The 24,504-nt window shown below is 55.4% G+C and carries 22 protein-coding genes; 14 read left to right on the top strand and 8 right to left on the bottom strand.

The features are described 5' to 3' along the window. Positions 1-7: 7 nt before the first annotated feature. From rbfA to ACN0XZ_RS02255, 7 genes are all read left to right on the top strand, one after another. Positions 8-463, top strand: coding sequence for a 30S ribosome-binding factor RbfA (rbfA, locus tag ACN0XZ_RS02285; RefSeq protein ID WP_417456089.1), 456 nt, complete (start codon positions 8-10; stop codon positions 461-463). Between the two features lie 2 nt (positions 464-465). Continuing rightward, on the top strand, positions 466-1,365 hold the full coding sequence (truB, locus tag ACN0XZ_RS02280) for a tRNA pseudouridine(55) synthase TruB (RefSeq protein WP_417456088.1): 900 nt from the start codon (positions 466-468) through the stop codon (positions 1,363-1,365). Between the two features lie 19 nt (positions 1,366-1,384). Beyond that, the gene (gene rpsO, locus ACN0XZ_RS02275; RefSeq protein WP_417456087.1) at positions 1,385-1,654 is read left to right on the top strand and encodes a 30S ribosomal protein S15; all 270 of its coding nucleotides are present in this window, start codon (positions 1,385-1,387) and stop codon (positions 1,652-1,654) included. 209 nt (positions 1,655-1,863) lie between these two features. Continuing rightward, entirely contained in the window at positions 1,864-4,035 is a 2,172-nt protein-coding gene (gene pnp / locus ACN0XZ_RS02270) for a polyribonucleotide nucleotidyltransferase (RefSeq protein WP_417456086.1), read from the top strand. 124 nt (positions 4,036-4,159) lie between these two features. Next, complete coding sequence (locus ACN0XZ_RS02265) at positions 4,160-5,554, top strand: NAD(P)H-dependent flavin oxidoreductase (RefSeq protein WP_417456085.1); 1,395 nt, start codon at positions 4,160-4,162, stop codon at positions 5,552-5,554. A gap of 115 nt (positions 5,555-5,669) precedes the next feature. Continuing rightward, positions 5,670-6,209, top strand: coding sequence for a hypothetical protein (locus ACN0XZ_RS02260; RefSeq protein ID WP_417456084.1), 540 nt, complete (start codon positions 5,670-5,672; stop codon positions 6,207-6,209). Positions 6,210-6,353: 144 nt separating this feature from the next. Then, entirely contained in the window at positions 6,354-6,809 is a 456-nt protein-coding gene (locus ACN0XZ_RS02255; protein WP_417456083.1) for a MarR family winged helix-turn-helix transcriptional regulator, read from the top strand. 83 nt (positions 6,810-6,892) lie between these two features. Here ACN0XZ_RS02255 and ACN0XZ_RS02250 read toward each other — a convergent pair whose 3' ends face one another. The 3 genes from ACN0XZ_RS02250 to ACN0XZ_RS02240 all read right to left on the bottom strand — a co-directional run bounded on the left by ACN0XZ_RS02250 (position 6,893) and on the right by ACN0XZ_RS02240 (position 9,398). Then, on the bottom strand, positions 6,893-7,837 hold the full coding sequence (locus ACN0XZ_RS02250) for a GNAT family N-acetyltransferase (RefSeq protein WP_417456082.1): 945 nt from the start codon (positions 7,835-7,837) through the stop codon (positions 6,893-6,895). After that, positions 7,834-8,787 (bottom strand): bifunctional helix-turn-helix transcriptional regulator/GNAT family N-acetyltransferase, encoded by a 954-nt coding sequence (locus tag ACN0XZ_RS02245; protein WP_417456081.1) that lies wholly within the window; start codon positions 8,785-8,787, stop codon positions 7,834-7,836. The genes ACN0XZ_RS02250 and ACN0XZ_RS02245 overlap by 4 nt, the downstream gene beginning before the upstream one ends. Positions 8,788-8,903: 116 nt before the next feature. Next, positions 8,904-9,398, bottom strand: coding sequence for an SH3 domain-containing protein (locus ACN0XZ_RS02240; protein ID WP_417456080.1), 495 nt, complete (start codon positions 9,396-9,398; stop codon positions 8,904-8,906). A 115-nt stretch (positions 9,399-9,513) separates the two neighbouring features. On the opposite strand from ACN0XZ_RS02240, the gene ACN0XZ_RS02235 reads away from it, so the two are divergent. The 3 genes from ACN0XZ_RS02235 to ACN0XZ_RS02225 all read left to right on the top strand — a co-directional run bounded on the left by ACN0XZ_RS02235 (position 9,514) and on the right by ACN0XZ_RS02225 (position 13,716). Next, complete coding sequence (locus tag ACN0XZ_RS02235) at positions 9,514-10,506, top strand: 2-hydroxyacid dehydrogenase (RefSeq protein WP_417456079.1); 993 nt, start codon at positions 9,514-9,516, stop codon at positions 10,504-10,506. A 100-nt stretch (positions 10,507-10,606) separates the two neighbouring features. Beyond that, positions 10,607-12,409 (top strand): translation elongation factor 4, encoded by a 1,803-nt coding sequence (gene lepA, locus ACN0XZ_RS02230; protein ID WP_417456078.1) that lies wholly within the window; start codon positions 10,607-10,609, stop codon positions 12,407-12,409. A gap of 386 nt (positions 12,410-12,795) precedes the next feature. Further along, positions 12,796-13,716: a hypothetical protein gene (locus ACN0XZ_RS02225; RefSeq protein WP_417456077.1), complete on the top strand. Its 921-nt coding sequence runs from the start codon at positions 12,796-12,798 to the stop codon at positions 13,714-13,716. Here ACN0XZ_RS02225 and ACN0XZ_RS02220 read toward each other — a convergent pair. Further along, complete coding sequence (locus tag ACN0XZ_RS02220; RefSeq protein ID WP_417456076.1) at positions 13,713-13,925, bottom strand: hypothetical protein; 213 nt, start codon at positions 13,923-13,925, stop codon at positions 13,713-13,715. The genes ACN0XZ_RS02225 and ACN0XZ_RS02220 overlap by 4 nt on opposite strands. Positions 13,926-13,934: 9 nt before the next feature. Further along, the gene (locus ACN0XZ_RS02215) at positions 13,935-15,548 is read right to left on the bottom strand and encodes an EAL domain-containing protein (RefSeq protein ID WP_417456075.1); all 1,614 of its coding nucleotides are present in this window, start codon (positions 15,546-15,548) and stop codon (positions 13,935-13,937) included. Between the two features lie 248 nt (positions 15,549-15,796). Between ACN0XZ_RS02215 and ACN0XZ_RS02210 the strand changes: the two genes are divergently transcribed. Continuing rightward, positions 15,797-17,869, top strand: a complete 2,073-nt coding sequence (locus ACN0XZ_RS02210; protein WP_417456641.1) for a prolyl oligopeptidase family serine peptidase — start codon at positions 15,797-15,799, stop codon at positions 17,867-17,869. A 47-nt stretch (positions 17,870-17,916) separates the two neighbouring features. Then, positions 17,917-18,078 (top strand): hypothetical protein, encoded by a 162-nt coding sequence (locus ACN0XZ_RS02205; protein WP_417456074.1) that lies wholly within the window; start codon positions 17,917-17,919, stop codon positions 18,076-18,078. 410 nt (positions 18,079-18,488) lie between these two features. On the opposite strand, the gene ACN0XZ_RS02200 is transcribed toward ACN0XZ_RS02205, so the two are convergent. Continuing rightward, a complete protein-coding gene (locus ACN0XZ_RS02200) occupies positions 18,489-18,695 on the bottom strand; it encodes a hypothetical protein (protein WP_417456073.1) in 207 nt (68 codons plus the stop codon). A gap of 108 nt (positions 18,696-18,803) precedes the next feature. Here ACN0XZ_RS02200 and ACN0XZ_RS02195 point away from each other — a divergent pair, with 108 nt between their 5' ends. Together ACN0XZ_RS02195 and putP are read left to right on the top strand one after the other, a co-directional pair. Then, positions 18,804-19,838 (top strand): helix-turn-helix domain-containing protein, encoded by a 1,035-nt coding sequence (locus ACN0XZ_RS02195; RefSeq protein WP_417456072.1) that lies wholly within the window; start codon positions 18,804-18,806, stop codon positions 19,836-19,838. Between the two features lie 108 nt (positions 19,839-19,946). Continuing rightward, positions 19,947-21,440: a sodium/proline symporter PutP gene (putP, locus tag ACN0XZ_RS02190; protein ID WP_417456071.1), complete on the top strand. Its 1,494-nt coding sequence runs from the start codon at positions 19,947-19,949 to the stop codon at positions 21,438-21,440. Between the two features lie 150 nt (positions 21,441-21,590). On the opposite strand, the gene ACN0XZ_RS02185 is transcribed toward putP, so the two are convergent. Together ACN0XZ_RS02185 and ACN0XZ_RS02180 are read right to left on the bottom strand one after the other, a co-directional pair. Beyond that, complete coding sequence (locus ACN0XZ_RS02185) at positions 21,591-22,553, bottom strand: tetratricopeptide repeat protein (protein ID WP_417456070.1); 963 nt, start codon at positions 22,551-22,553, stop codon at positions 21,591-21,593. A 148-nt stretch (positions 22,554-22,701) separates the two neighbouring features. Continuing rightward, entirely contained in the window at positions 22,702-24,396 is a 1,695-nt protein-coding gene (locus ACN0XZ_RS02180; RefSeq protein ID WP_417456069.1) for an amidohydrolase, read from the bottom strand. Positions 24,397-24,504: the final 108 nt, after the last annotated feature.

Below are 24,504 nucleotides of genomic sequence, written 5' to 3'. Positions count from 1 at the left end.
TGAGCCCATGTCCAGATCTCATCATGCCAAAGGCCCTAGCCTCCGGCTATTGCGGGTTGGCGAGAATGTGCGTCATGCCATCTCGTCGATTTTGCAGCGCGGTGACGTGCAGGATAAGGATCTGGCCAAAGCATCAGTGACCGTATCTGAAGTGCGCATCAGCCCTGACCTCAGGAACGCAACCGTGTTTGTGATGCCGCTTGGCGGGGACCCTGAAGGGGTTATCACCAAGGCGCTCAATAAAAACTCTGCGTTCCTGCGGGGTGAGCTCAGTAAATCCGTGCATATGAAATATATGCCGCGCCTCAAGTTCGTGATTGATGAAAGCTTTGATGAAGCCAGTCACATTGACGCGCTGTTGCGGGACCCCCGTGTAACCCGTGACCTTGACCACGATGATGATGTGGATGAGGACGAGCTGGGTGATGACGGCGAAGGTGCCGTCGGCGATGACGAAGAGTAACGATGGCGCGGCGGCGAAAGGGCGAAAAGATCGACGGCTGGATGGTCATCGATAAACCGCTGGGGCTTTCAAGCGCCAAGGTTGTCTCTCGCATCAAATATCTTACCAAAGCACAGAAGGTTGGCCACGGCGGCACGCTCGACCCGCTGGCATCCGGCATATTGCCCATCGGGCTTGGCGAAGCCACCAAGACCATGCCCTTCATTGTGGACGCCACCAAGGAATATGCGTTTACCATCAGATTCGGCTCTGCCACCGATTCGGACGACCTTGAAGGCGCGGTGATTGAGGATGGCGGGCGAATCCCATCAGAATCGGAAGTTGTGGCGGTTCTGCCAGACTTCACCGGCGCGATTGAGCAGGTGCCACCCGCCTATAGTGCGATCAAGGTTGACGGGAAACGCGCCTATAAGCTCGCGCGCGACGGCCATCAGGTTGAGCTGAAGCCGAGAACGGTTGAAATTCAATCACTTAGCCTCACCGGGTTCGACTCTGACGCCGGCACCGCGGATGTGCATGTGAGCTGCGGTAAAGGCACCTATGTGCGCTCGCTCGCGCGGGATATCGCAAAAGCCCTTGGTACCTGCGGCCATGTGACGGCGCTCAGGCGTTTGAGGGTCGGTCCCTTCACGCTCAAAGGGGCGATTTCGCTGGAAAAGCTGGATGAGTTAGGCCATAGTGCGCGCGCTGTGGACTACCTATGTCCGATTACGACGGCGCTGGACGACATCCCGGCGGTTGCCGTAACCGAACCGGAGGCAGATCGCATACGTTGCGGCCAAACCCTCCAATTGCCCACGGCTAAGCAAGGAACGATTGTGTTGATGCTTGGCGATACGCCTTTGGCGGTTGCTGAAAACACAGATGGCACAGTCAAATCCCTGCGGGTCTTCAATATGTAATTTTTTTAGGAGAAGATCGATGTCGATCACTGCTGAACGGAAACAAGAACTGATTGCAGAATACGCCACACATGAAGGCGACACTGGTTCCCCAGAGGTACAGGTTGCTATTCTGACGTCGCGTATCGTGACACTGACAGACCACTTCAAAGACCACAAAAAGGATAACCATTCCCGCCGTGGCCTGATCAAGATGGTTAACCAGCGTCGCAAGCTGCTGGATTACCTCAAATCCAAGGACGAAGGTCGCTACACAACGCTGATCGGTCGCCTGGGTCTCAGGAAATAAGCCAGAAATAGTTCAAGGAGGCCGGTTCATAAGGACCGGCCTTCCTGCTTCCGAGGGGCGTTGCGCCCCTTAAGCATTTTAGAAAGCACCTTGGTCTCTAATCCGGGAGGCCCGGGATATATATGAAAAGCGGGGCGTATTCATAGGGAATGCGCCGAGGTTGCCCGGCTTGAAGTGCGATACCTGGGTAGCTGCTGAAAGGTTAGAAAATGTTCAATATCCATCGCAAAGAAATCGAATGGGGTGGCCGTACCCTCTCTCTTGAAACCGGCCATGTAGCAAGACAAGCTAGTGGGGCCGTAATGGCCAAATATGGTGACACCGAAGTACTTTGTACCGTTGTTGGCGCCAAATCCGTAAAGCCAGGGCAAGACTTCTTCCCGCTTACGGTCAACTATATCGAAAAATTCTACGCTGCCGGTAAAATCCCCGGCGGTTTCTTCAAGCGTGAAGGTCGCCCATCCGAGAAAGAAACGCTCGTAAGCCGCCTGATCGACCGCCCGATCCGCCCGCTGTTCCCTGACGGGTTCAAAAACGAAGTACAGGTTATCTGTACCGTTCTGAGCCACGACCTTGAGAACGACAGCGATATCGTTGCCATGATCGGCGCGTCTGCGGCCCTCACCATCTCCGGTCTCCCGTTCATGGGCCCGATCGCTGGTGCAAAAGTTGGCTACAAAGACGGCGAATACATCCTCAACCCATCACTTGAAGAAGTGAAAGAGAGCGACCTTGAGCTTGTTGTTGCAGGCACATCTGACGCTGTTCTGATGGTTGAATCAGAAGCAAAAGAGCTTTCTGAAGACGTTATGCTTGGTGCTGTGACCTTCGGTCATGAAGCATCCAAAAAAGTGATCGACGCGATCATCGAGCTGGCTGAAGTTGCAGCAAAAGACCCATGGGAGCTTCCTGAAGGTCCTGACAAGTCTGCACTTGTTGCTGCGATCAAGGAAGCTGGCGAAGCAGACCTGCGTGCCGCTTACGAGATCACAACCAAACAAGACCGCGTTGCCAAAATCTCTGAAGCCAAAGCAAAAATCGCTGAAGCTGCTGCACCGGTTCTCGAAGCTAACCCAGAGCTCACCGAACAGATGGTTGGTGACCTGACGAAAAAGCTCGAGAGCTCCATCGTTCGCGGCAACATCCTTGAGACCGGCAAGCGCATCGACGGTCGTGGCCTCGCTGACGTTCGTTCGATCATGTCTGAAGTTGGCGTGCTGCCACGTTCACACGGTTCCTCGCTTTTCACCCGTGGTGAAACGCAGGCGCTTGTGGTTGCAACCCTCGGCACCGGCGAAGATGAGCAGATCATCGACGCGCTTGAGGGCAGCTGGCGTTCAAACTTCATGCTGCACTACAACTTCCCACCATTCTCCGTTGGTGAATGTGGTCGTGTCGGCTTTACCGGCCGCCGCGAAGTTGGCCACGGCAAGCTTGCTTACCGTGCGGTAAGCGCTGTGTTGCCACAGGGTGAAGAGTTCCCTTACACTATTCGCCTTGTGTCTGAGATCACCGAATCAAACGGTTCAAGCTCAATGGCAACGGTGTGTGGCGCCTCGCTCTCCATGATGGACGCAGGTGTTCCGATCAGCCGTCCGGTTTCCGGTATTGCCATGGGTCTCATCAAGGAAGGCGACGACTTCGCAGTTCTCTCCGATATCCTTGGTGACGAAGACCACCTCGGTGATATGGACTTCAAGGTTGCGGGCACAGAAAAAGGTGTGACCGCGCTGCAGATGGACATCAAGATCACGGGCATCACCCGTGAGATCATGGAAAAAGCGCTTCACCAGGCACATGGTGGTCGCGCACACATCCTTGACGAGATGAACAAAGCCCTCACTGGCGCGCGTACGGAGCTTTCCGAGCACGCACCACGCATCGAAACCATGAAGATCCCAACGGACAAAATCCGTGAAGTGATCGGCACTGGCGGTAAAGTGATTCGTGAGATCGTTGAAGTAACCGGCGCGAAAGTGAACATCGAGGACGATGGCACAATCAAGATCGCGTCAAGCGTCGCAAGCGAGATCGAAGCTGCAAAAGCCTGGATCACTGGCATTGTTGCCGAGCCAGAAGTAGGCGTGATCTACAAGGGTAAAGTTGTGCGAATCATGGACTTTGGTGCATTCGTGAACTTCATGGGCAGCCGTGACGGCCTCGTACACATCTCTGAGCTTGTTGAAGACCGTGTCGAGAAAGTGACCGACGTCGTGAACGAAGGTGACGAAGTTTACGTCAAGTGCCTTGAGATCGATGGCCGCGGTAAAGTGCGCCTTTCCATGCGTGTTGTGGACCAGGAGACGGGTGAAGAAAACCCGGATGCACGTCCGCCTAAAGCATCGCCAGCACCGAAAAAAGGTGGTGGCAAGCGCGACTAACACCGCGTATTAATTGAAATGAAACCGGCGTGTGATACGATCACGCCGGTTTCGCCTTCTAGAGGAGGCACTTGACGGAGGGCGCCGGGGGACGCTACGGACCTCTGGACTTTGGGAGAGTTTAATGAGTTTCAGTTTGAATTCGATCCGCCTCGGCGGCAAGGACGTGCTGCCACTGATCGAGGGGGGCAAAGGGGTTGCCATTTCCACCGGTGCAAGCTCGGGCCCATGGGCACTTGCTGGCGGCATCGGGACAATCTCTGCAGTGATCGCAGACCAGTATGACGCGCACGGAAATGTAGAGCCGCATGAATATGCAGGCCGCACTCGTACGGCCCGCCATGAAGAGATGATCCAGTATTCGATCAAAGGCACGATCGATCAGGTCCGCAAGGCCTGGGAAATCTCAAAAGGCGAAGGCCATATCAATATCAATATGCTTTGGGAAGTTGGCAGCGCGCAGCGCATCCTTCACGAAGTTTTAGAGAAAACCAAAGGCATGATCCACGGCGTTACATGTGGCGCTGGCATGCCGTTCAAACTGGGTGACCTTGCGAGCAAATACGGCGCGCACTATTACCCGATTGTTTCATCTGGCCGTGCGTTTAACCTTCTCTGGAAGCGTGCGTACAAAAATGTTTCCGAGCTGCTTGGCGGTGTGGTTTATGAAGACCCATGGCTTGCGGGCGGCCACAATGGCCTCTCAAACGCTGAAGACCCCAACAAGCCGGGTGACCCATACCCACGGGTGCTGGAATTGCGGCAGATCATGCGCAAGCTTGGGCTTGACCATGTGCCGATCATCATGGCTGGCGGTGTATGGAACCTCAAGGAATGGAAAGACTGGATCGACAACAAAGAGCTTGGTCCAATCATGTTCCAGTTTGGCACGCGCCCGCTTCTGACCAAAGAGAGCCAGATTTCCGATAAATGGAAAAAGCGCCTCCTGAACCTGAAGCCTGGCGATGTGTTGCTGCAAAACTTCAGCCCAACCGGCTTCTTCTCCAGCGCCATCAAAAACAGCTTCATTGGTGAGCTGGTGCAGCGCAATGATCGTCAGATCGAGTTTCGCACCGAGAAGGAAGGCGATTTTGATACCGAGTTGGTGGTTGAACGCAAAACCTATATCGTGCGCCGGGCGGACGAGGGCAAAGCTCGCGACTGGATAGCAGAAGGTTTTGAGCGCGCCATGAAAACGCCGGACGGATCACTGATTTTTGTGACCCCCGACAAATGCGCTGAAATCCGCAAGGATCAGGCAGACTGTGTTGGCTGTCTTAGCCAGTGCCGGTTCTCCTCATGGGCGACAAACGAGAAAAACAGCACCGGTCGCCTTGCCGACCCGCGCAGCTTCTGTATCCAGAAAACGCTGGATGATGTGGCGCACGGCGGCAGTGTGGACGATAACCTCGTGTTTGCCGGCCACAATGCGTTCCGATTCGCGAAAGACCCGTTCTATTCCAACGGTTTTATCCCAACCGTGAAACAGTTGGTGGACCGGATCGTCTCTGGCGACTAGAGGGAAACCACAAAGCGCAAGCACAATAAAAGCGAGGCAGATGCCTCGCTTTTTCTTTGTCAGATGTCCTATAACAGACGCTTCTGAACGTTAAACGTATATTTTGGGGAATATCGTGAAAATTCACTTCTGGTTGGGCGCGTTCCTGACTTTTGTATCGGCCATTAGTGGCGCTGCAAAAGCGGATGAGACGTTTGAAAATTGGGCCTTGGAGCACATCGAAGGCAACATGAGCGAGGCTTTTGCTGAACTGATTGCGCACAAATCAGATCTTTGGAACGGTTTGGCACTGCTCGGGGCCTGCGGGAAAAAGGCTGAAGCTGGCAACCTGATACGTGACCTGTTGCCATACAAGGTAGATTTCAGTCGTAAAATTGTGGCAAGAGCCTCAGGGCTTGATGCGGAAAAAGAACAGCAACTTAGGGCGATGGCGGAAAAGGAATACGGTCGCCTGGTCACGGGTTATGCGGTCTCAACGCGGCAGCTGCTATTTTCAATTATGCGCGACGCTCCTGAGACTCGCGATGCATTTTGCCTTATGGCGGGCCGTTATTATGAACGCTACCTTCAAAACCGTGAAACTTTGAAGATGCAGCTTTTCTGGAAAAAGCGGAGCGAGAACGGGAGAAATCTCGTATCGCCACCTGTCAAATAACGCCAATCCAAAGTCCCAGTTGACATCTTTCTATGATCGTTGTTTGTTAGGCGAACTAACCTTACGGGCGGCCAGTGTTTCGAGTATTATCGCCAAGGTAGCTATAAATCGCATCAAGACCAATTTCTCTGGGGGCAGAGGGGTATGAGCAAAGCAGACTGGCTGGAGCAGGTACATCGGTTTTTGACCCTTGAATGGGCCAAAGCGGCAACTGATGGCCATACGTTCAATGAATTTTCCTATCTCCGGGCCATCGGCCAATTGGAAGAGACCGCAAGCAAAGCGGAAACCGCGACGGAACGGTTTGGCCCGCGCTTGAGCGACCTTGCCGATGCGCTTGCCGTGCGCCGCGCGTCTGCCAGCACCATGCTGACCAAGCTTGAAAAAGAAGGCCTTGTGGAGCGCAAGCACAGCCGCCTCGATGCCCGCGCGCAGCACATCAAGCTGACGGCAGAGGGCAGGGAAGCGGTGAAAAACGGCCTGTCGCTCTATGAACGGTCCGCATCGCACCTGCTTGCAGCACTAGGCGACCACCAGGCGGATATTCTGGCGCTTTCTGCGGGCCGTGCGGCCAAACGCGCACGCCAACGCACAAACTGATCAGGCATTCCCTGAAATACCAACGGTCTGTGCGGGGAAGGTTAGAATCCCTAACACGCCGTTAACCATAGGGTTGGCGTCGGCTACAGCGCGCGGCTCATGTAAACCACGTCATCTTCAGGGTTGAAATTATAGGGTTCTATCTCTTCAAACCCGAGCTTCTGGTAGAGCGCCACAGCAGCCTCAAGACGCCTGAGGCTATCAAGAAGCATGGTTTTATAGCCGAGTGTTTTTGCGTCGCTCAGCAGTTTTTCACATAACTTGCGCCCCGCCCCGGTGCCTTGGGCCTCCGGCAGCATATAGAGCCGCTTCATTTCGCACACATCGCGTGAATGCTCTTTGAGGGCTACAGCGCCAACGGGCTTGTTGCCCAGTTTAGCAAGCAGCAGGTGCACATAGCCTTCAGGGAAACGAGCCATCTCAGTCTCAAAGTCCTGGAACCCAAGGTCGATAGGCAGCCATTCAGAGAAAGCGCGGAATATATCCTTCGTGGCTTTGATGTCCTCAGCCGTTTTCGCCTTTGTGATGACGATCTGCGCGTTCCTCATCTGCTGTGGCCTCCATTCCATGTAGCAGTCTGTGCCCTCATAAATGTCGGCATTCGGGCTTTTGGCTAACACAAAACCGAGTTTTTCATAGAGGCGCATGGCGGGCTCAAGCTTGGTATGGGTTTCAAGGAACAGCAGTTTGCCGCCCTTTTCCTGAAACCAGTCGATGACAGCTTCGCAGAGGGCTTGGCCAAGACCGAGGCCCTGCGCACTGTCTGCAACGCCAAGCTTTGTAAGCTCATAAACCCCATCGCCGCAGTGTTTGATGGCAACGGTACCAACGGCTTTCCCGTCTTTCACCGCAAAAAACACTTCCCCACCTGAGCGCAGCACTGTGCCTTCAGGGTCCACCAACACGCGGCGGTGCACATCCTCAATCGTAAAATATTTCTCAAGCCACGCTGCATTCAAGTCATAAAATGCTTGGCTGAAAGCGGGGTTATAGGTGCTGATGCTCAACCCGTTCTGAAGTGCCTTCATGATGCCGCCCGCCATTCCATATAGTAGTTTGAGCGCTCATAGGGGCTTGGCACCGGGGGCGGCAGTTCCTTAAAGCCGATACGGTGATATAGCCGGATTGCGGGCTCAAGAACCGTGTTGGTTTCAAGATACAGGGTTTTGCCGCCGCGGGCCTGAAACCGGTTGATCACTTCAATGCACAGCGCGCGACCAATGCCGCCCTGGCGCACGTTCGGGTCCACGCCCAGCTTGGTAAGCTCGAACCGGCCGTCCCCCTCTGCTTTCATGGCGACAGCGCCAACAGCTTTGCCGTCAGCAACCGCGAAGAAAATCTCGCCGCCTTTATCAAGGATGGTGCCTTCAGGGTCAGACAGAACCTTTTCGTCGATCGGCTCAACCTTGAAATACTGTTTTACCCAGGCAACGTTGAGGTCATAAAAAGCCTGCCGGTAGGTCACATCATAAGGCACAATCTCAAAGCTTGGTTTCACATTGCGTGCCTGCTGTTCCTTGAGCCGATCGTAAAGCGATTTACGGTCGAAAGAACTCTCAAGGCCATCAAGCGCGGCCAACAGGTTCACACCCGCCTCGCCCTGCGCTTCAAGGACAGAAGCCTCAAGGTTTTTCCAGAACGGCTGAACGTTCTCGACAAGGTCCGTGCCAGTGGCAGTTAAGCTCACAAGCTTCTGCCTGCCGTCTTCTGTGGCGGTGGTTTCAACCACACCCTGACCAATCAACCGCTTCACTGTTTGGCTCACGGCAGAGTGGGAGAAGCCCGCGAGCCGTGCGATCTCAGATATAGGCATGCTGCCACGCACTGAAAGCGCATAAATCACATAAAAATGGCTCACCCGGATATTGATCCCGGCTTCCTCATAAATACGGTCCGCGTCCGCAGACATACGCTCATAAAGCCTGCGCATGCGGGTACCGATACCAAGTTCAAAAAAAATCTCGTCAGGGATGCTCATGCCACCCACTCCTGTATTTCATGTAAGAAATTATGTAAGTACTTATATAAAATCGTCAAGAGGGATTCTGCACGTTGGTGAGGCGCAGGAATGGAGGTGGGGTAAGGAAGGGTTGCTTAGTCGATCAGTTCGCCAGCATAAACGCCCCAGATGTAGCGCCGGTCTATCCAGGCGCGGGTGCCGTCAATTTCCATGTGGCACCAGTCTGCTGTGCACTCAAGCACTTCACCGATCACGCCGGCGTCGGCGGTCAGCCGAATGGGGGAGCCGCTATCAGCTTCCTTGAAAAGCCGCCGCGCGCCGCCCGTGATCATGGCCGTACGTTTGCTGGACAAAAGCCTTACATGCATCCAGCCGGTTACACCTTCAAAGTCACGCACCTGTCGCCAGGCGCCGTGCTCGTCAATCACTTCAAGGGGCAGGTTGTCGCGGCTATATACCCAGGCAACAGGATACTGAAGGCCGGGCCCTGTGCGCATATAGGCTTTGTCCGCGGCGAGCGAGATGAAACGCGGCAGCGGGTTGCCGCTTGCGCCAACGGTTGCGGCAGAGGCCGCATTTGTTGTGCTCAATAAGCCCAAAAACAGAAGAATCGCAAAAAAGCGCTGCATCGCGTATGGTCCCCTATCGCTTGGCGTTTGAAAGAGCCCGCGCCTTCTGGTACAGAAGCCCGTAAGTTTTAGGCGGGGGCGCTCCCACGCCCGTCAGAAAAGGTTATTTTGTCCTATGAGTCAAACAGGAAACCGGCAACGCCCCAAGGTAATTGTCACGCGCAAGCTGCCTGACAATATCGAAACGCGCATGGCCGAGCTTTTTGACGTCACGCTCAATCTGGCTGACAAGCCGCTCGACAAGGCCGCGCTTCAAAAGGCGGTGGCCGAGGCAGACGTGATTGTACCAACGGTGACAGACAGTATCGATGCTGAAGTGATCGCGGCCGCTGGCAAGAAGCTGAAGCTGATCGCAAACTTCGGTGCCGGTGTAAACCATATCGATGTGGCAGCCGCGCAGGAAAAAGGCATTGCTGTCACCAACACACCAGGTGTGTTGACGGAAGACACGGCCGACCTCGCGATGGCGCTGCTGCTATCCGTGCCGCGGCGACTGTTTGAAGGTGAGAAAATCCTGCGCGCGGGTGAGTGGACCGGCTGGACCCCAACCTTCCTGATGGGGCACCGCATTCAGGGCAAGCGCCTCGGCATTATCGGTATGGGCCGGATCGGGACAGCAATTGCGCGGCGCGCAAAAGCCTTCAACATGGCGGTGCATTACCATAAGCGCAAACGCCTGCCGACGGATATCGAGAGCGAGCTTGAGGCCACCTATTGGGATGACCTTGACGAGATGCTGAGCCGGATGGATTTTGTGTCCGTCAACTGTCCGCTGACGGAAGATACGCATCACCTGATGGACCGGGCGCGGCTCAAGAAATTGCAGCCGCATGCGGTGATCATCAACACAGCCCGCGGTGAGATTATTGACGAAGAAGCGCTTGCTGACCTGATCGAGGTTGGGCGCATCGCTGGTGCCGGGCTTGACGTGTTTGAGCAGGAACCCGAGATCAACCCCAAGCTTCTGGAGCTTGATAATGTGGTCCTGCTGCCGCATATGGGCTCGGCAACCTATGAGGCCCGGATGGCGATGGGTGAAAAAGTGCTGATCAATATCCGCGCTTTTGTAGACGGGCACCGCCCACCAGACCGGGTTCTGCCCTACTAGGGCACAGCGTCAGTTTTAAGAATAAGGAGGGCCGCGTGTGTGATGCGGCCCGACCTATAGTGAACAAGAACGATTATTTTGGAAGTACCAGTTGGCGGCCATGACCGAGCTTAAAAACATACGCAACTTTTCTATCATTGCGCACATCGACCACGGCAAATCGACGCTGGCCGACCGCCTTATCCAGTCAACCGGTGCGTTGACGGACCGTGAGATGAAAGCCCAGGTGCTTGATTCGATGGATATCGAACGCGAGCGTGGCATCACCATCAAGGCGCAGACCGTACGGCTTGAATATAAAGCGCAGGACGGCCAGAACTATACGCTGAACCTGATGGACACGCCGGGCCACGTTGACTTCGCCTATGAGGTGAGCCGCTGCCTGAGCGCCTGCGAAGGTTCGCTCCTGATCGTGGATGCAAGCCAGGGCGTGGAAGCACAAACACTCGCGAATGTGTATCAGGCTATTGAAAACGACCATGAGATTGTGCCGGTCCTGAACAAGATCGACCTGCCTGCGGCGGAGCCGGAGCGCGTGCGTCAGCAGATTGAGGATGTGATCGGGCTTGATGCATCAGAGGCTGTGGAATGCTCCGCCAAGTCGGGCATTGGTATCTCGGAAGTTCTGGAAGCGATTGTGACCCGCCTGCCAGCCCCTGAAGGTGACCCGGATGCGCCTCTTAAAGCCATGCTGGTGGATAGCTGGTATGACAGTTACCTCGGCGTGATGGTGCTTGTGCGCATCATCGACGGCAAGCTCAAGAAAGGCCAAACCATCAAGATGATGGCGGCTGGTACCGAGCATCTTGTTGAGCGCGTGGGGGTGTTCACCCCAAAAGGCGTGATCGTGCCGGAGCTTGGCCCCGGTGAAGTTGGTTTCATCACTGCCAGCATCAAGGAAGTGGCGGACACAAACGTGGGTGACACCATCACCGACGCAAAGAAGCCATGCGCGAAGGCGCTTTCGGGCTTTAAGCCGAGCCGGTCGGTTGTGTTCTGTGGTCTCTTCCCGGCGGACAGCGCCGAGTTTGAGCGTCTGCGCGACGCGCTTGGCAAGCTGCGGCTCAATGATGCCAGCTTTGAGTTTGAGACCGAAAGCTCGGCAGCGCTTGGTTTTGGTTTCCGCTGCGGTTTCCTTGGCATGCTGCATCTTGAGATTATTCAGGAACGCCTGCTGCGTGAGTTTGACCTCGACCTCATCACCACAAGCCCGAGCGTGATCTATAAGATCCACAAAACCGATGGCTCGCTTGAGGAACTTCATAACCCGGCTGATATGCCGGATGTGGTGAAGATCGATTATATCGAGGAGCCATGGATCAATGCGACAATCCTCGTGCCGGATGAGCACTTGGGCGCGGTGTTGAAGCTGTGCGAAGACAAGCGCGGTGAACAGACCGACCTGACCTACGCAGGCACGCGCGCCATGGTGAAATACAGGCTGCCGCTCAACGAGGTGGTTTATGATTTTTATGACCGCCTTAAGTCGGTCAGTCGCGGTTACGCAAGCTTCGACTATGACATGGCGGGGTATCAGGAAAGTGACCTCGTGAAGATGTCCATCCTCGTGAATGCGGAACCCGTTGATGCGTTGGCGATGCTGGTTCACCGCAGCCAGGCTGAGGGCCGTGGCCGCGCGCTTTGTGAGCGGCTCAAGGACCTGATCCCGCGCCAACTCTTCAAAATTCCTATTCAGGCTGCGATTGGTGGCCGTGTTGTGGCACGTGAAACCATCTCCGCCATGCGCAAGGATGTGACCGCAAAATGTTATGGCGGTGACGTAACCCGTAAGAAGAAGCTCCTCGAGAAGCAGAAAAAAGGTAAGGCGAAAATGCGCATGTACGGCAAGGTGGAGATACCACACACCGCCTTTATCGCCGCTTTGAAGATGCGCGAGACCTAAAAAACGGTATCTCTGGCAGATTCTTTGAAAAAAATCGCAAAACCGGCTCAAGACAGGGGCCGGTTTTTGCTTTATTTTCCAACTATTTAATTAGGACCGCTTTGGGACTTGCGGAAAATTTTTCGCTTTTTAGTCAAAAATCGCGCAAATGTGACGCTTGTTTACCCGTTGTTAACAGCCTCTATTCTATAAGGAAGATGCTGATACAGCCTAATAGCTCCCTTGATCTGACTGTGTCGCGCGGAACCGCATGTCCTCCCCCGATTGCGGTTCCGCATTTTTTTTAGCTGCCAACATTTTCCATATCGCTCCATCAGCCTTGCACAATATCGCAAGATGCATTTCAATGGTCTTTGCTGATGCGGGGAGAGTTTAGGGCGTAGGTTATGGTGCAGACATTCATTGTCATGTCGAGGTGTGTGGCGAAAGCCGGGGTAGGCTTTCTGTTGCTGATATCTGCTTTTGGGGCTCTTGCGCCAGAACGGGCCAGCGCTCAGGGTATTCTGTCCCTTGAACAGGACCCGCGGCAGATGGCGCTTGATATTTTCTCCGGTGTGAACCGAGGCTCACCCCCTGAGACTATCGCGCTGAAAATCACGCAGCTTATCAACGCCTATCGCTTCCGCTGTACACGGGTGACCGACTATCAGGTCTTTGGTGCGCGCCCCAACCTTATTGATATCAAGGTGAAATGCAGCGGTGAGCCTCTCTTTGGTGTTACCGTGGCGTCAAACGGCTATGTCGCTGTGTTTGGCGGCAACGGCATGGTCTCACCGCTTGATCGGCGCGACGCGCTCATATACAGCTTCGCCGCAGACGGCAGGGTTGAGTCCGATTCGCGGATCACAGCGGGCGACGCGTTTGACGAGACCGTGGAACGCCTTGAGCTTGGTGATCAGTATAACATGATGTATGTGCTGGCCATGTTTGCCACGCTTTTGGCGGTGGTGAGCGCGATTGCATTGGTGTGGCTTAAGATGTGGCGTCACCGCAAGGGCAAGCGCCGTCATCACCGGGGCATAAAGCCTATGGCCAAACATGCGGTGGCGGCGTCCTCCGTCATCAAGGATCAGCTTCTCAAGGAAAGCACCCAGATCAGTAAGAAGCTTTTCAAGCATCCTTCAGGCGTGTTGATAGCGCGCGGCAAAAAAGGCAAGCGGCGTTTCTTCAAATCTCGTTTCTGGGCAACAACATACACCTTGCTTGGCTGGCGCATGTTTGAGGCCGGGGCGCCGGACCCGATTGAAATGCCTGAGTTTGAAGCACCTAAGGCGGAGACGATCGACGAATTGGTCAACCTTTCCTAGCGCTGGAAGGGTGGCTTCCAGTCGATACCCGTGAGCAGCACAAATAGGTGCGCCACAAAAACGAAAATGCCCACTATCGCGATAAACTGAATATAAAAGGGTGGAATGATCGGCACCACGCCGGTTTGGTGGCGCTTTTCCTTGATAAACCCAAAAACCCAGATGAGAACACAGGCCACAAGGCCGATAATCGTACCTTCAAGTGACATGGTCGCGGCCTAGTTGGTTTTGGGGGAGAAATCCGGCTTGCCAAAATGGAACCCTTGCGCAAAATCAACCCCGAGTGACCGCAGGAAATCCGCCTGGAAGCGGTTTTCAACATGCTCGCCAATGGTTTTGATGCGAAGGTCAGCGCACAGGCGCACTATGGAAAGCAGGAAAGTGGGGCGATAGCCGGGGTTGTTCATGTCCCGCACATATTGGCCGTCGATCTTCACATAATCCACGTTGAAGGAGCGCAGGTACTGGTAGCCCGCGGCGCCTGCGCCAAAGTCATCAAGGCATATGCGGTAGTCCATCGCCTTCAAGTCGCTAAAGACGGCTTCGGCTTTCTCGAGCTTGGTAATGGCGGCGGTTTCAGTGAGCTCCAGAAGGATCGAGCGCGACACATCCTTCGCGTTTTTGAACACATCCATCAGTGAGCTGAGATACCGGTCACTCTCGATCGTGCGGCCAGAAAGGTTGATGGCAAGCGTGAGCGGCGTGCCCAGCTTTTTCATCTTGCGCACATAGTCGATCGCCTTCTTGCTTGTGGCGATATCAAACTCTTCAATGATGCCCACATCTTCCGCGAATTTGATCACCTCAAGCGGGGTGCTGCCGCCCATGCGCTCGTCAAACCGGCTCAGCACCTCATTGTGGTGAATATCGCCGTTCGATAGCGACACAACCGGCTGGAACGCTATGTTAAAGCTGCCGGTCTCGATCATATTGTGCATCTGCACCACACGCTTCTGTGCGTCACCGGCCATGGTTTCATAGGCGGTGGATAGGGTTTTGAAATCCACTTTGCCCGGGTCTTTGCAGAACTGGTTCAAAACATAAGAAAGCGTGCGCAAAATCTGGTCTTCAGCAACATCTGCGGTGTCAGACGCGAGGGTGGAATAAGCCGCCTTCAGCTTTACATTCTCGTCCACATTGCCGAGCGATTTTTCAAGTTGCTTGCCGTCCCCTTTGGCGCGGTGCAGGAACGCGAAGTGCCGGTCATCAATCTGGCCCGCGATCTCGCCGTCCACCGACAGGGTTTTCATGTGCGCCGCCACACGCGACAGCAACTGGTGCATATATTTGGGGCCAAACCGTTCTTTGGCTTCTTCAATGCCGTCAACTTCAATGGCGGTCATGTAAAGGTTACTGCCCGCCGGGTTTTCCTTCATGGTACGGGATGCAAGCTCCATGAAGCTGTCCCGGTTGAGGAGGCCGGTTTCAGGGTCGGTGTTCTGTTCTGTGCTGCCGCCGGTGCCAAGCGGTGCGGCACGGAGAGCGAGGAACACGCGGCCCTCAGCCCCCGGCATGCGAAGCGCAAACAGCCGGAGCGCAACACCGCGCCCACCCCCGGAAGAAAACCGCACAGGGATAGGGCCAATGCGGCCTTTATGTTCAAGATGCATCAAAAGGGCGGAGAAAACGTCCCGGTCATCTTCATCGATATGTTCGAAGATATTTTCGCCAACAAGGCTTTTACCGGGCTCGGTGCCGATGCGGTCCGCAGCGCCGCCTTCAAATACGATGGTGCCTTTACCGTCAATTTCAAAAAACAGCTCGGCGGCGGCGAAGGCAAAAGCCACAAACCGCTCGCGCTCTTTTTTTATTTCTTCCACTGATGCTGACATAAATTCCCTGTCTGGCCCCCGGTGGTGCACCGTTGCTGGTGTGCGGCCTGAGCAACTTTCAAGCGCTCACAGAATTCCGCTGTCACAACCTATAAAACCGGCTTCGCCCGAACACCATCATTAATCCGAATTTGTAAATAAATTCTGCACGGATTACGTCTTTTCTCATAGGGTTTGAAATGCGGCCCGGCTCTGCTACGCTCCCGTCACCACAGTGGGGTGGACTTTAAAAGGGAACGCTCATGAAGATGAGGATTATATGCGCAGCCGCCATGCTCGTTGCAGGTGGTGGGCACGTGCTCGCTGACGATGGCGATAAAAAATCGTTCGATTACACAGATATCTTTAACCTTGAGTATGCCACCGGTGCACGGCTGACACCGGACGGCAAATCGGTTGTTTATGAACGCCGCTCAATGGATATCATGACCGACAGCACCCGCACCAATATCTGGCAGGTGGGGCTGGACGGCAGCGGCCACAAACCGGTGCTTTCCGGCAAGGACAGCTATCGTATGCCGCGCTTCTCGCCAGACGGCAGCCGCATGGCCTATGTGTCCGCCGTGGAGGGCAAGTCGCAAATTTATGTGCGCTGGCTTTCAAGCGGTGACACGGCGCGGGTAACCGACCTGCAGTTTGGCCCCGGCGCGCTTGCGTGGTCGCCTGACGGCAAGATGATCGCCTTCACCATGTTTGTACCCACGAGCGCCAAGCCGCTCTTCAACCTGCCAGCCAAACCAAAGGGGGCTGAATGGGCAGGCCCTGCCAAGGTGATTGATCAGGTAACTTACCGGGCGGACGGCGCGGGCTATCTGCCGCGCGGCTTCACCCATGTGTTTGTGGTGCCAGCGGATGGCGGCACACCACGCCAGATCACATCAGGCGACTTTCATCATAACGGGCCGGTCAGCTGGTCTGCGGATGGTTCAGCGCTTTTTGTCTCCGCCAACCGCAACGAGGACTGGCAGCTCAACCCGTTTGGCACGGAAATCTACCGCGTGAATGTGGAAGACGGTGCCTACACAGCGCTCACCGACCGGGACGGCCCGGACGCAGCGCCTGAGCTGTCGCCCGACGGCAAGCGCATTGCCTACCTTGGTTTTGACGACAGCAAAATGTCGAACCAGATCAACCGCCTGAATGTGATGAACACAGACGGCAGCGGCAAATCTGTTATCACGGCTGAGCTTGACCGCAGCGTGAACGGTTTCCAGTGGGCGCCGGACGGCAAGGGCCTTTATTATAGCTATGACGACCAGGGCAAAACGCTGGTGGCCTATGCCACGCTTTCGGGCGGCGGGCGTGTGCTCACTGATGCGCTTGGTGGCACCACGCTTGGGCGGCCATACACCTCTGGCGATTTCCGTGTGGCGGATGATGGCCGGGTGATTTTCACGCTCTCGCGCCTTGACAGGCCGGCGGACCTCGCGGTGGTGAACCGCATTGGCCGTGTTGATGTGCTCACCGACCTCAACAGCGACGTGCTGGGCCACAAGGCGATGGCGAGCGTTGAAGAGGTGAAACTCGCGGCCTCCACCGATAGCCGGGCGCTTCAGTTCTGGCTCGCAAAACCTGCGGACTTTGACGCCAGCAAAAAATACCCGCTGATCCTTGAGATCCACGGCGGCCCGCACACAGCCTATGGCCCGCACTTCTCGGCTGAGGTGCAGATGTATGTAGCAAAAGGCTATATGGTGCTTTACGGCAACCCGCGCGGCAGCACATCCTACGGCAATGATTTTGCCAACACCATCCACCACAATTATCCGTCCAACGACTATGACGACCTGATGGACGCGGTGGATGAAGTGATCAAAACCGGTGCTGTCAACACAGACGAGATGTATGTCACTGGTGGCTCGGGCGGTGGTGTGCTTACCGCCTGGATCGTGGGCAAAACAGACCGTTTCCGGGCCGCTGTGGTGGCGAAACCTGTGATCAACTGGGCCAGCTTTGTGCTGACCGCTGATTTCAGCCCCTTCTTCACTAAATACTGGTTCCCGGACATGCCATGGAACGCGCCCGACCATTACTGGGCACGCTCACCGCTTAGCCTTGTGGGCAACGTGAAAACGCCAACCATGCTGCTGACCGGTGAGGTGGATTACCGCACCCCGATGTCGGAGACGGAGCAATATTACCAGGCCCTCAAACTCCAGAAGGTGGATAGCGTGATGGTGCGCATCCCCGGCTCCGGTCACGGCATTGCCGCCAAGCCAAGCAATCTGGCGCAGAAGGTTGGCAACATCCTCGCATGGTTCGAAAAACACGGGCCAAAAAAGGATGATAAAGCCGATATGGGCGACGCTGCTGAAGGCTAAACCTTCAGGCTAAAACACCAAACCCCCGGCCCTGTGGTCGGGGGTTTATGTTTGGGGATGATGAATGGGCTATCGTGAAAGGGGTGCAGGCGATTATTCCAGAATTTTCATGGGTTGTTGGTACGGGTGTCCGAGGGCAAACTCAGACGATCATTGCTCAAACTCAAGCTGTTGTTACTGGCAATGTGGGAGCGATCCAAGACGCATAACAGCAAGCAGCTTGTTCTTTTGAAGGTAATAAAAATGTTCGGGGGTACGATCAAAGCGCGTTCGCGCCTTATGTATGCACTTGTGGTGTTGGTTATCGCGAGTTTGATTGGAGTTGCCTTGCTTCATTATCTTCTGGGGCTCAGTATTTTTTGGGCATCTGTATCAATCACGTCGACGGCGGCTTATTCAGGTTATCTGATATATCGGTATAGGCGCTTTCTCACTGACGAGAAAAATGCCACAGAGCAGTAAAAGATGGCTCCCTGCTGATGTAGGGAACCAACTTATGAGTGGCCCTCTTCGCTCGCTACGCCGCTAGGTATGGGTAGCTCACTCGGCCTGTATCCTCTTATAGAGCCGCCATAGGCTCCGCCCTTGCGTGAAGGAATTTCTCCGCACCTTGCGTTGACTATTCCACCAGCCGTTCGCTTTCAGCGGCAATGCTGTCCACGGCGGCGCCTGCACGGGTGGTTTCTTCAACGATGCGCTGCATGTTGCGGCTCACGTTATCTACCCCGTTTGAGGCTTCCTGAATATTGGTGGCGATTTCATGGATCGCCGCGTCCATCTCTGTCGCGCCGGAGGCGACTGCGTGGATGTTTTTCGCCGTCCGCAATGCACGGACGCCCTAGACCGAAGGTATGGTTTGCGTGTGCGTAGGAAGTTGGTAAAACAATATACCTGATACCCAAAAACAGGGCAGGAAAGCACGGGCGGGGAAATAGTGGATATCATCCTTATTTTATTGGCGGTAAGGGCCGTTTTGGCCCTCTTTCTGTTCGCCTTTTCCCTGCAAAAGCGGGCGACACCTGCGGTGCAGTTCACCTTTCTTCTTATGTGGCTCGGGAACAGCCTTTTTTTCGGCTACCACCTGAATGACGCAAGCTGGATCAGGAACGGGACAATTGCGCTCATGTTCCTCGCGGGGCCTTCCGTCTGGTGGCTGGTCAGGAGCCAGATATCCGGCTCACGCACCATGTTCCACTGGATTCACATGGTGCCCTTTCCGGTTGCTGTGGCGTTCAGCCTTGGCATTCCGTCCACAAGCTTCACCACGTTCTTGTGGGCGGCTTCGGTTAGCCGGGTTGCGTACGGCTTTGTGGCTGGCGTTGAGTTGTGGCGGAACCGCCATGCGCTTGCGCAGAAAAACAGGCTTGTATGGCTGGCGGCGTTTATTCTGATGCTGGTTTGGTCATCGCTCTGGAGTGGCGTGCTTTACATCATGCCCGGCAGCGCGGGGGACTGGATACCGATTGAGGCAACTGTGGCCTTGAAAGCCTTTGGCGCGAGTGCGGTGACGCTGGCCCTGATGTGGTGGGCGATTATCCGCCCCGAGATTTATCTCGATACACCGGTGCAGGACAGTGAGAAAGAACTCCCTGTCACCGATTTTGACCGTGATGTTTTTGCGCGGCTTGAGGCTGCGTTTAAAGGGGAGGGCATGCACCGGCAGGATACGCTGAGCCTTGCGTCTGTTGCAGACACACTCGCTGTTACACCGCGTGAGCTTTCAAACGCTGTGAACAGATGCTCGGGCCAGAGCTTTCGGGCCTATCTGCGGTCATGCCGGGTCGCGGACGCAAAAGAATTTCTCGCTGATCCCGCCCGGAAAGACAGCTCGGTTTTCGATATCGCCATGGATGCGGGGTTTGGTACAAAGTCTGTATTCAATGATGCCTTCAAGGCGGAGGTTGGTATGACCCCCAGTGAATATCGCGTTACATCCTTGCCGGAGCAGAAGATAAAGTCCGCCGGTTAGCGCCCGGCATGCGCTGGCAATGTCGCAAAGCGTGGCGGCTCGCGTTTTATCCCGGTATGTTTTGTATCTCTGGGGAGATCATAAAAATTCAAATAAGGGGGGAACATTATGGCGACAGGTACGCTCGTATCGCTCGCGCTCTATTTCATCTTAATGCTGGGTATCGGCTTTTACGCTTATCGCACATCAACTGACGACGTCTCGGGCTACATGCTTGGGGGGCGTAAGCTCGGCCCGGGCCTGATGGCGCTTTCTGCCGGTGCCTCTGACATGAGCGGGTGGCTCTTGATGGGCCTGCCGGGTGCCGTGTACCTGAGCGGCTTTTCCAATGCCTGGCTTGCGGCTGGGCTTTTTTTGGGCGCCTTCATGAACTATCTCGTCGTGGCACCTCGGCTCCGTGTTTATACGGAGCTTGCGGATGACGCCATCACGCTGCCTGAGTTTTTTGAGCGCCGCTTTGAAGACAAGACACAGCTTTTGCGTATTGTGCCGTCTGTGGTGATTATCATCTTCTTCACGCTCTATACATCCTCAGGCGTGCTGGCGGGCGGCAAGCTTTTTGAAAGTTCGTTCGGGCTTTCCTATGAGCTGGGGCTTTTCATCACGGCAGGTGTTGTTGTGCTTTACACCATGATTGGTGGTTTTCTGGCCGTCAGCATGACCGACTTTGCCCAAGGCTGTATCATGTTTGTGGCGCTGATCCTGGTGCCGTTTGTGGCCTATAGCGAATTTGGCAGTTTGAGCGAGCTGATGGCGGCCGCTTCAAGCGTTGACCCAACGCTTGTTAGCGTGACGCACGGCATGTCTGTGCTTGCGGTCATCTCGGCCCTCTCCTGGGGGTTGGGCTATGTTGGCCAGCCGCATATTATTGTGCGTTTCATGGCCATCCGGTCGGTTCGGGAAATTCGTACCGCGCGGCGTATTGGCATGAGCTGGATGTTTGTTTCCGTGATTGGTGCGATGTCGACAGGTTTTGTCGGGCTCGCTTATGTCACCAAGTTTGGTCTTCAGCTTGAAGACCCGGAGACGATTTTCATCGTGCTATCGCAGATCCTTTTCAATCCGCTCATCGCGGGTTTTCTGCTCGCGGCAATATTGGCGGCGATCATGAGCACGATCTCAAGTCAGTTGCTGGTGTCTTCCAGTTCGCTGACGGAGGATTTCTATAAAATTTTCATTCGCCGGGACGCCAGCCAGAAAGAACTGGTGCTTGTTGGGCGGTTGTCTGTGGTGCTGGTGGCTCTGGCCGCCATTGCGCTCGCGTATGACAGTTCCTCAAGTGTGCTTTCTGTTGTGGGTAACGCCTGGGCGGGCTTTGGCGCGGCGTTTGGCCCGCTTGTGATCCTGAGCCTCTTCTGGAAGCGCATGAACGCAGCCGGTGCAATTGCGGGCATGGTAAGTGGGGCCGTCACGGTGCTTGTGTGGATATATGCCCCCTTCACCATCGGCGGGGAAAGCCCGAGCAGTGTGATGTTTGAACTCGCGCCGGGTGCGCTTGTGGCAACACTTGCGATCCTGATTGTGAGCCGGATGACAAAAGCACCAAGCGACAGCATCACAAGCCGTTTTGACGATATGGAAAAAGGGCTGACCGAGGGTTAAGCCAACACGGTGATATACCGCTAGCCCAGAAATGGGGAACCCCGGCAGGGCATGACGCCTTGCCGGGGTTTTTTGAGGCCGCGGGAGGAGATGGATGGTCACCATAGGGGGGCTATGGTGGCGGCCCCGTATTTCTTTTGGCTATACCGCTTACTGGGGTGTGACTTTATAGGTGGAGACAAGCTCAATTTCTGCGGGCCAGAACCCAAGCGCGCTGCGTTTCACGATATGCTCCAGCCGTGCTTGAGCCTCAGTGTGATTGCCCTCAAACATGTCCTGCATGGCGATGGTGAAGGCGAGCAATATATTGTTTTTACTTTTGCTCACAGCCTCTTCCAGATTGCCATTCAGATACTGCACGGCTTCATAATAAGCGTGGTTTTCTATCAGGCTCAGGTCTGAGGGTACGGCCCGAATGATGCGCTGGGCTTCGGCTCTCCGGCCCAGCTTCATCAGCGCCATATAGCGCCACAGGCTGGTGGGCACCAGAAGGTCGTTATAGGCATAGTCGGGCACCAGTTCCATGGCACGCTCCATACCGCGCAGCATGGTGGTATAGTCTCCGACCGCAAAGCTGGTCTGGCCCCAGTAATAATGAATGTTGGATTTATAGGTCCCGAGCGGCAGGCCGAGGGCATTGGGCATGCCGTCAGGCTCTACCGTGTCGGGTAGGTCTTCCATCAGCTGGGCGGCACGCTCATAGTCAGTGATGGACTGGACGAACTGCCGGCTGCGGGCCAGATGACGCGCCCGGTAGCGCAGCAGCCGGTAGCTTTCAGGGAACTTCGCCAAGCCTTGGGTGAAGACTTCAACGGCTTTTTCATAGTTCCCCAGATAGCCGTGGCGACGGCCAAGCCAGATAAAACTGTCTTCCCGGTCCGGTGCGATGCGCATGCGGGCTTCAGCAATGGCTAAATCCTCGCTCAGCCTTTTGAAGGTTTCTTGCGAGAAGTCTGGCGTTCTGAGCGGGGTGCCGATCAGGGTTTCACCCGGGTTTGCTGTGGGTGCGTCAGCAGACAGCGTGACCTGGCCGAAAGAGGCGCTAATACCTATCGCAGTTGCCAGCAATATCGCCCGAGTGCTTGCTCGGCCAGGCCATAACCGTGGTGCCATCTATCTGTCCCCCCATTCGTATCTACTTTTTGCGTATTTACATCTGGGCATAAAACGGGCGTGGCGGTTTTTTGCGACAGGCGGGCATAGAAAAAGCCCGCCGGGGTCACCGGCGGGCTCGGGTAAGCTTTAGAGCGTAGCGGCTGCTCTATTCTTTCACATAAATAATATCGCCACCCACGACCGTCATAATCGCTTCGCCTTTCGGGATATCAGCGGCGGGGGCTGTCATCAGGTCGACAGAGAAGGCTGTCATATCCGCTTCCTTGCCAACAGTGATGGAGCCGATGCGGTCTTCCTGGAAGGAGGCAATGGCGGGCCAGAGTGTAAACATCTTGAGGGCATCCGCCCGGCTAACAGCTTCTTCCGCATGCCAGTTTGGCCCCTGAAAGCCCGCGAGATCATGACGGTAGGTGGCAGCATAATATTCGATAAGCGGGTCACCACGCTCAACCGGGGCATCTGAGCCACCTGCCACGATCACGCCGCTGTCGATAAAGCTTTGCCATGCATATGCCCCAACAAGGCGGTCATCACCAAGCCGGGCGGGTGCAAAATGCAGGTCACCAATCGCGTGGCTTGGCTGCATGGATGGGATAATACCAAGCGCCTGATAGCGCGGGATATCTGCCGGGTTGACGATCTGTGTATGCTCGTCACGCCAGCGGGGTTCCGCAACCGCGCGTTCAACGCTAGGGATCTCGCCCATAACTTCTTCGTACCAGTCAAGCAGCAGGCGGTTGCCCCGGTCACCAATCGCGTGTGTGTTGACCTGAATGCCAAGGGAAAGTGCTTGCCGCAGGATCGGCATGGTTTCTTCTTTGGTGGTGAGAAGAAGGCCTGAGCTTGTTGCAGCATCTGCATAGGGCTCGAGCAGTGCTGCGCCGCGAGAGCCCAGGGCGCCGTCCATATAAAGCTTGATCGCGCGGGTGATGATATGCCCATCGGCGCTTTCACGCTTGCCGCCGATGAAAAGCTTGTCCGCTTCCTCGGGGTTTACCGAGTTATAGACACGGATGTTGACATCCCCGGTGCCCGTTAGCATCTCAAGCGCTTCAACCTCATCCCACGAGACAGACATATTGTGCATGCCTGTCCAGCCGTAGCGGGCATAAACTTCACTTGCGACCATGAGCTGTTGGTTGAGGTCAGCGTCCGTTTGTTCGGGCATCAGCGGTGCAATGAGGTTCATCGCCGCATCAACCAGCATGCCGGTTGGCTCACCCAGTGCGTTCTTGAGAATTTCACCACCAAAAGGTGCTTCGGTTGCCTCACTGATACCCGCAGCTTCAAGGGCCTTGGAGTTGGCAACCAGTGCATGGCCATCAGCCCTCCGCAACACAACAGGCACATCGGGGAGGATGGCGTCAATATCCCACCGTGTGGGGAAACGTGCCTCAGGCCAGTGGGTTTCGATCCAGCCGCGGCCAAAAAGTACGGGCGCATCATGGGTTGTCGCCCAGTCGCTTACGGCTTTCTGTAGTGCCTTGATCGAGGGAATGCCCTCAAGGTTGAGGGTCAGCTCGCGGGAGCCGATGCCGGACATATGAGCGTGCGCATCCGTGAAGCCGGGGAAAAGTGCAGCACCATCAAGCGAGAGCACCGTTGTGCTGTCACCTATGAGGGCCTCTGCGCCCGCGCGGGCACCCACAAAAATAAACCGGCCGTCCTTCACGGCCACAGCCTCGGCTTGTGGTTGGCTGTCGTCCGCCGTGTAAATTGGGCCGCCCCAGATCACGAGATCAGCAACCTCAGGTGCGGTGCCCATGGGCGGCGTGCCTTGCGAGGCAACATTTGTGGTGCCAAGCACCATGGCAACCAACATCACAGCTAAGTGGCGCATTGAATTTCTCCCCTAATGTGCGCCCCATGCTATGACTTCAAAAAAGCCTGTCAAGCGATAGACTTGCGCAAGCTATGAGGGCTGAGGCACAATAGGGCGAACGCCTGT

The sequence above is a fragment of the Kordiimonas sp. genome (assembly GCF_048264555.1).
In the GTDB taxonomy this organism is placed as follows: domain Bacteria; phylum Pseudomonadota; class Alphaproteobacteria; order Sphingomonadales; family Kordiimonadaceae; genus Kordiimonas.
The sequence above is the reverse complement of the archived record's forward strand: the minus strand, read 5'-3'. Positions and strand labels throughout refer to the sequence as shown.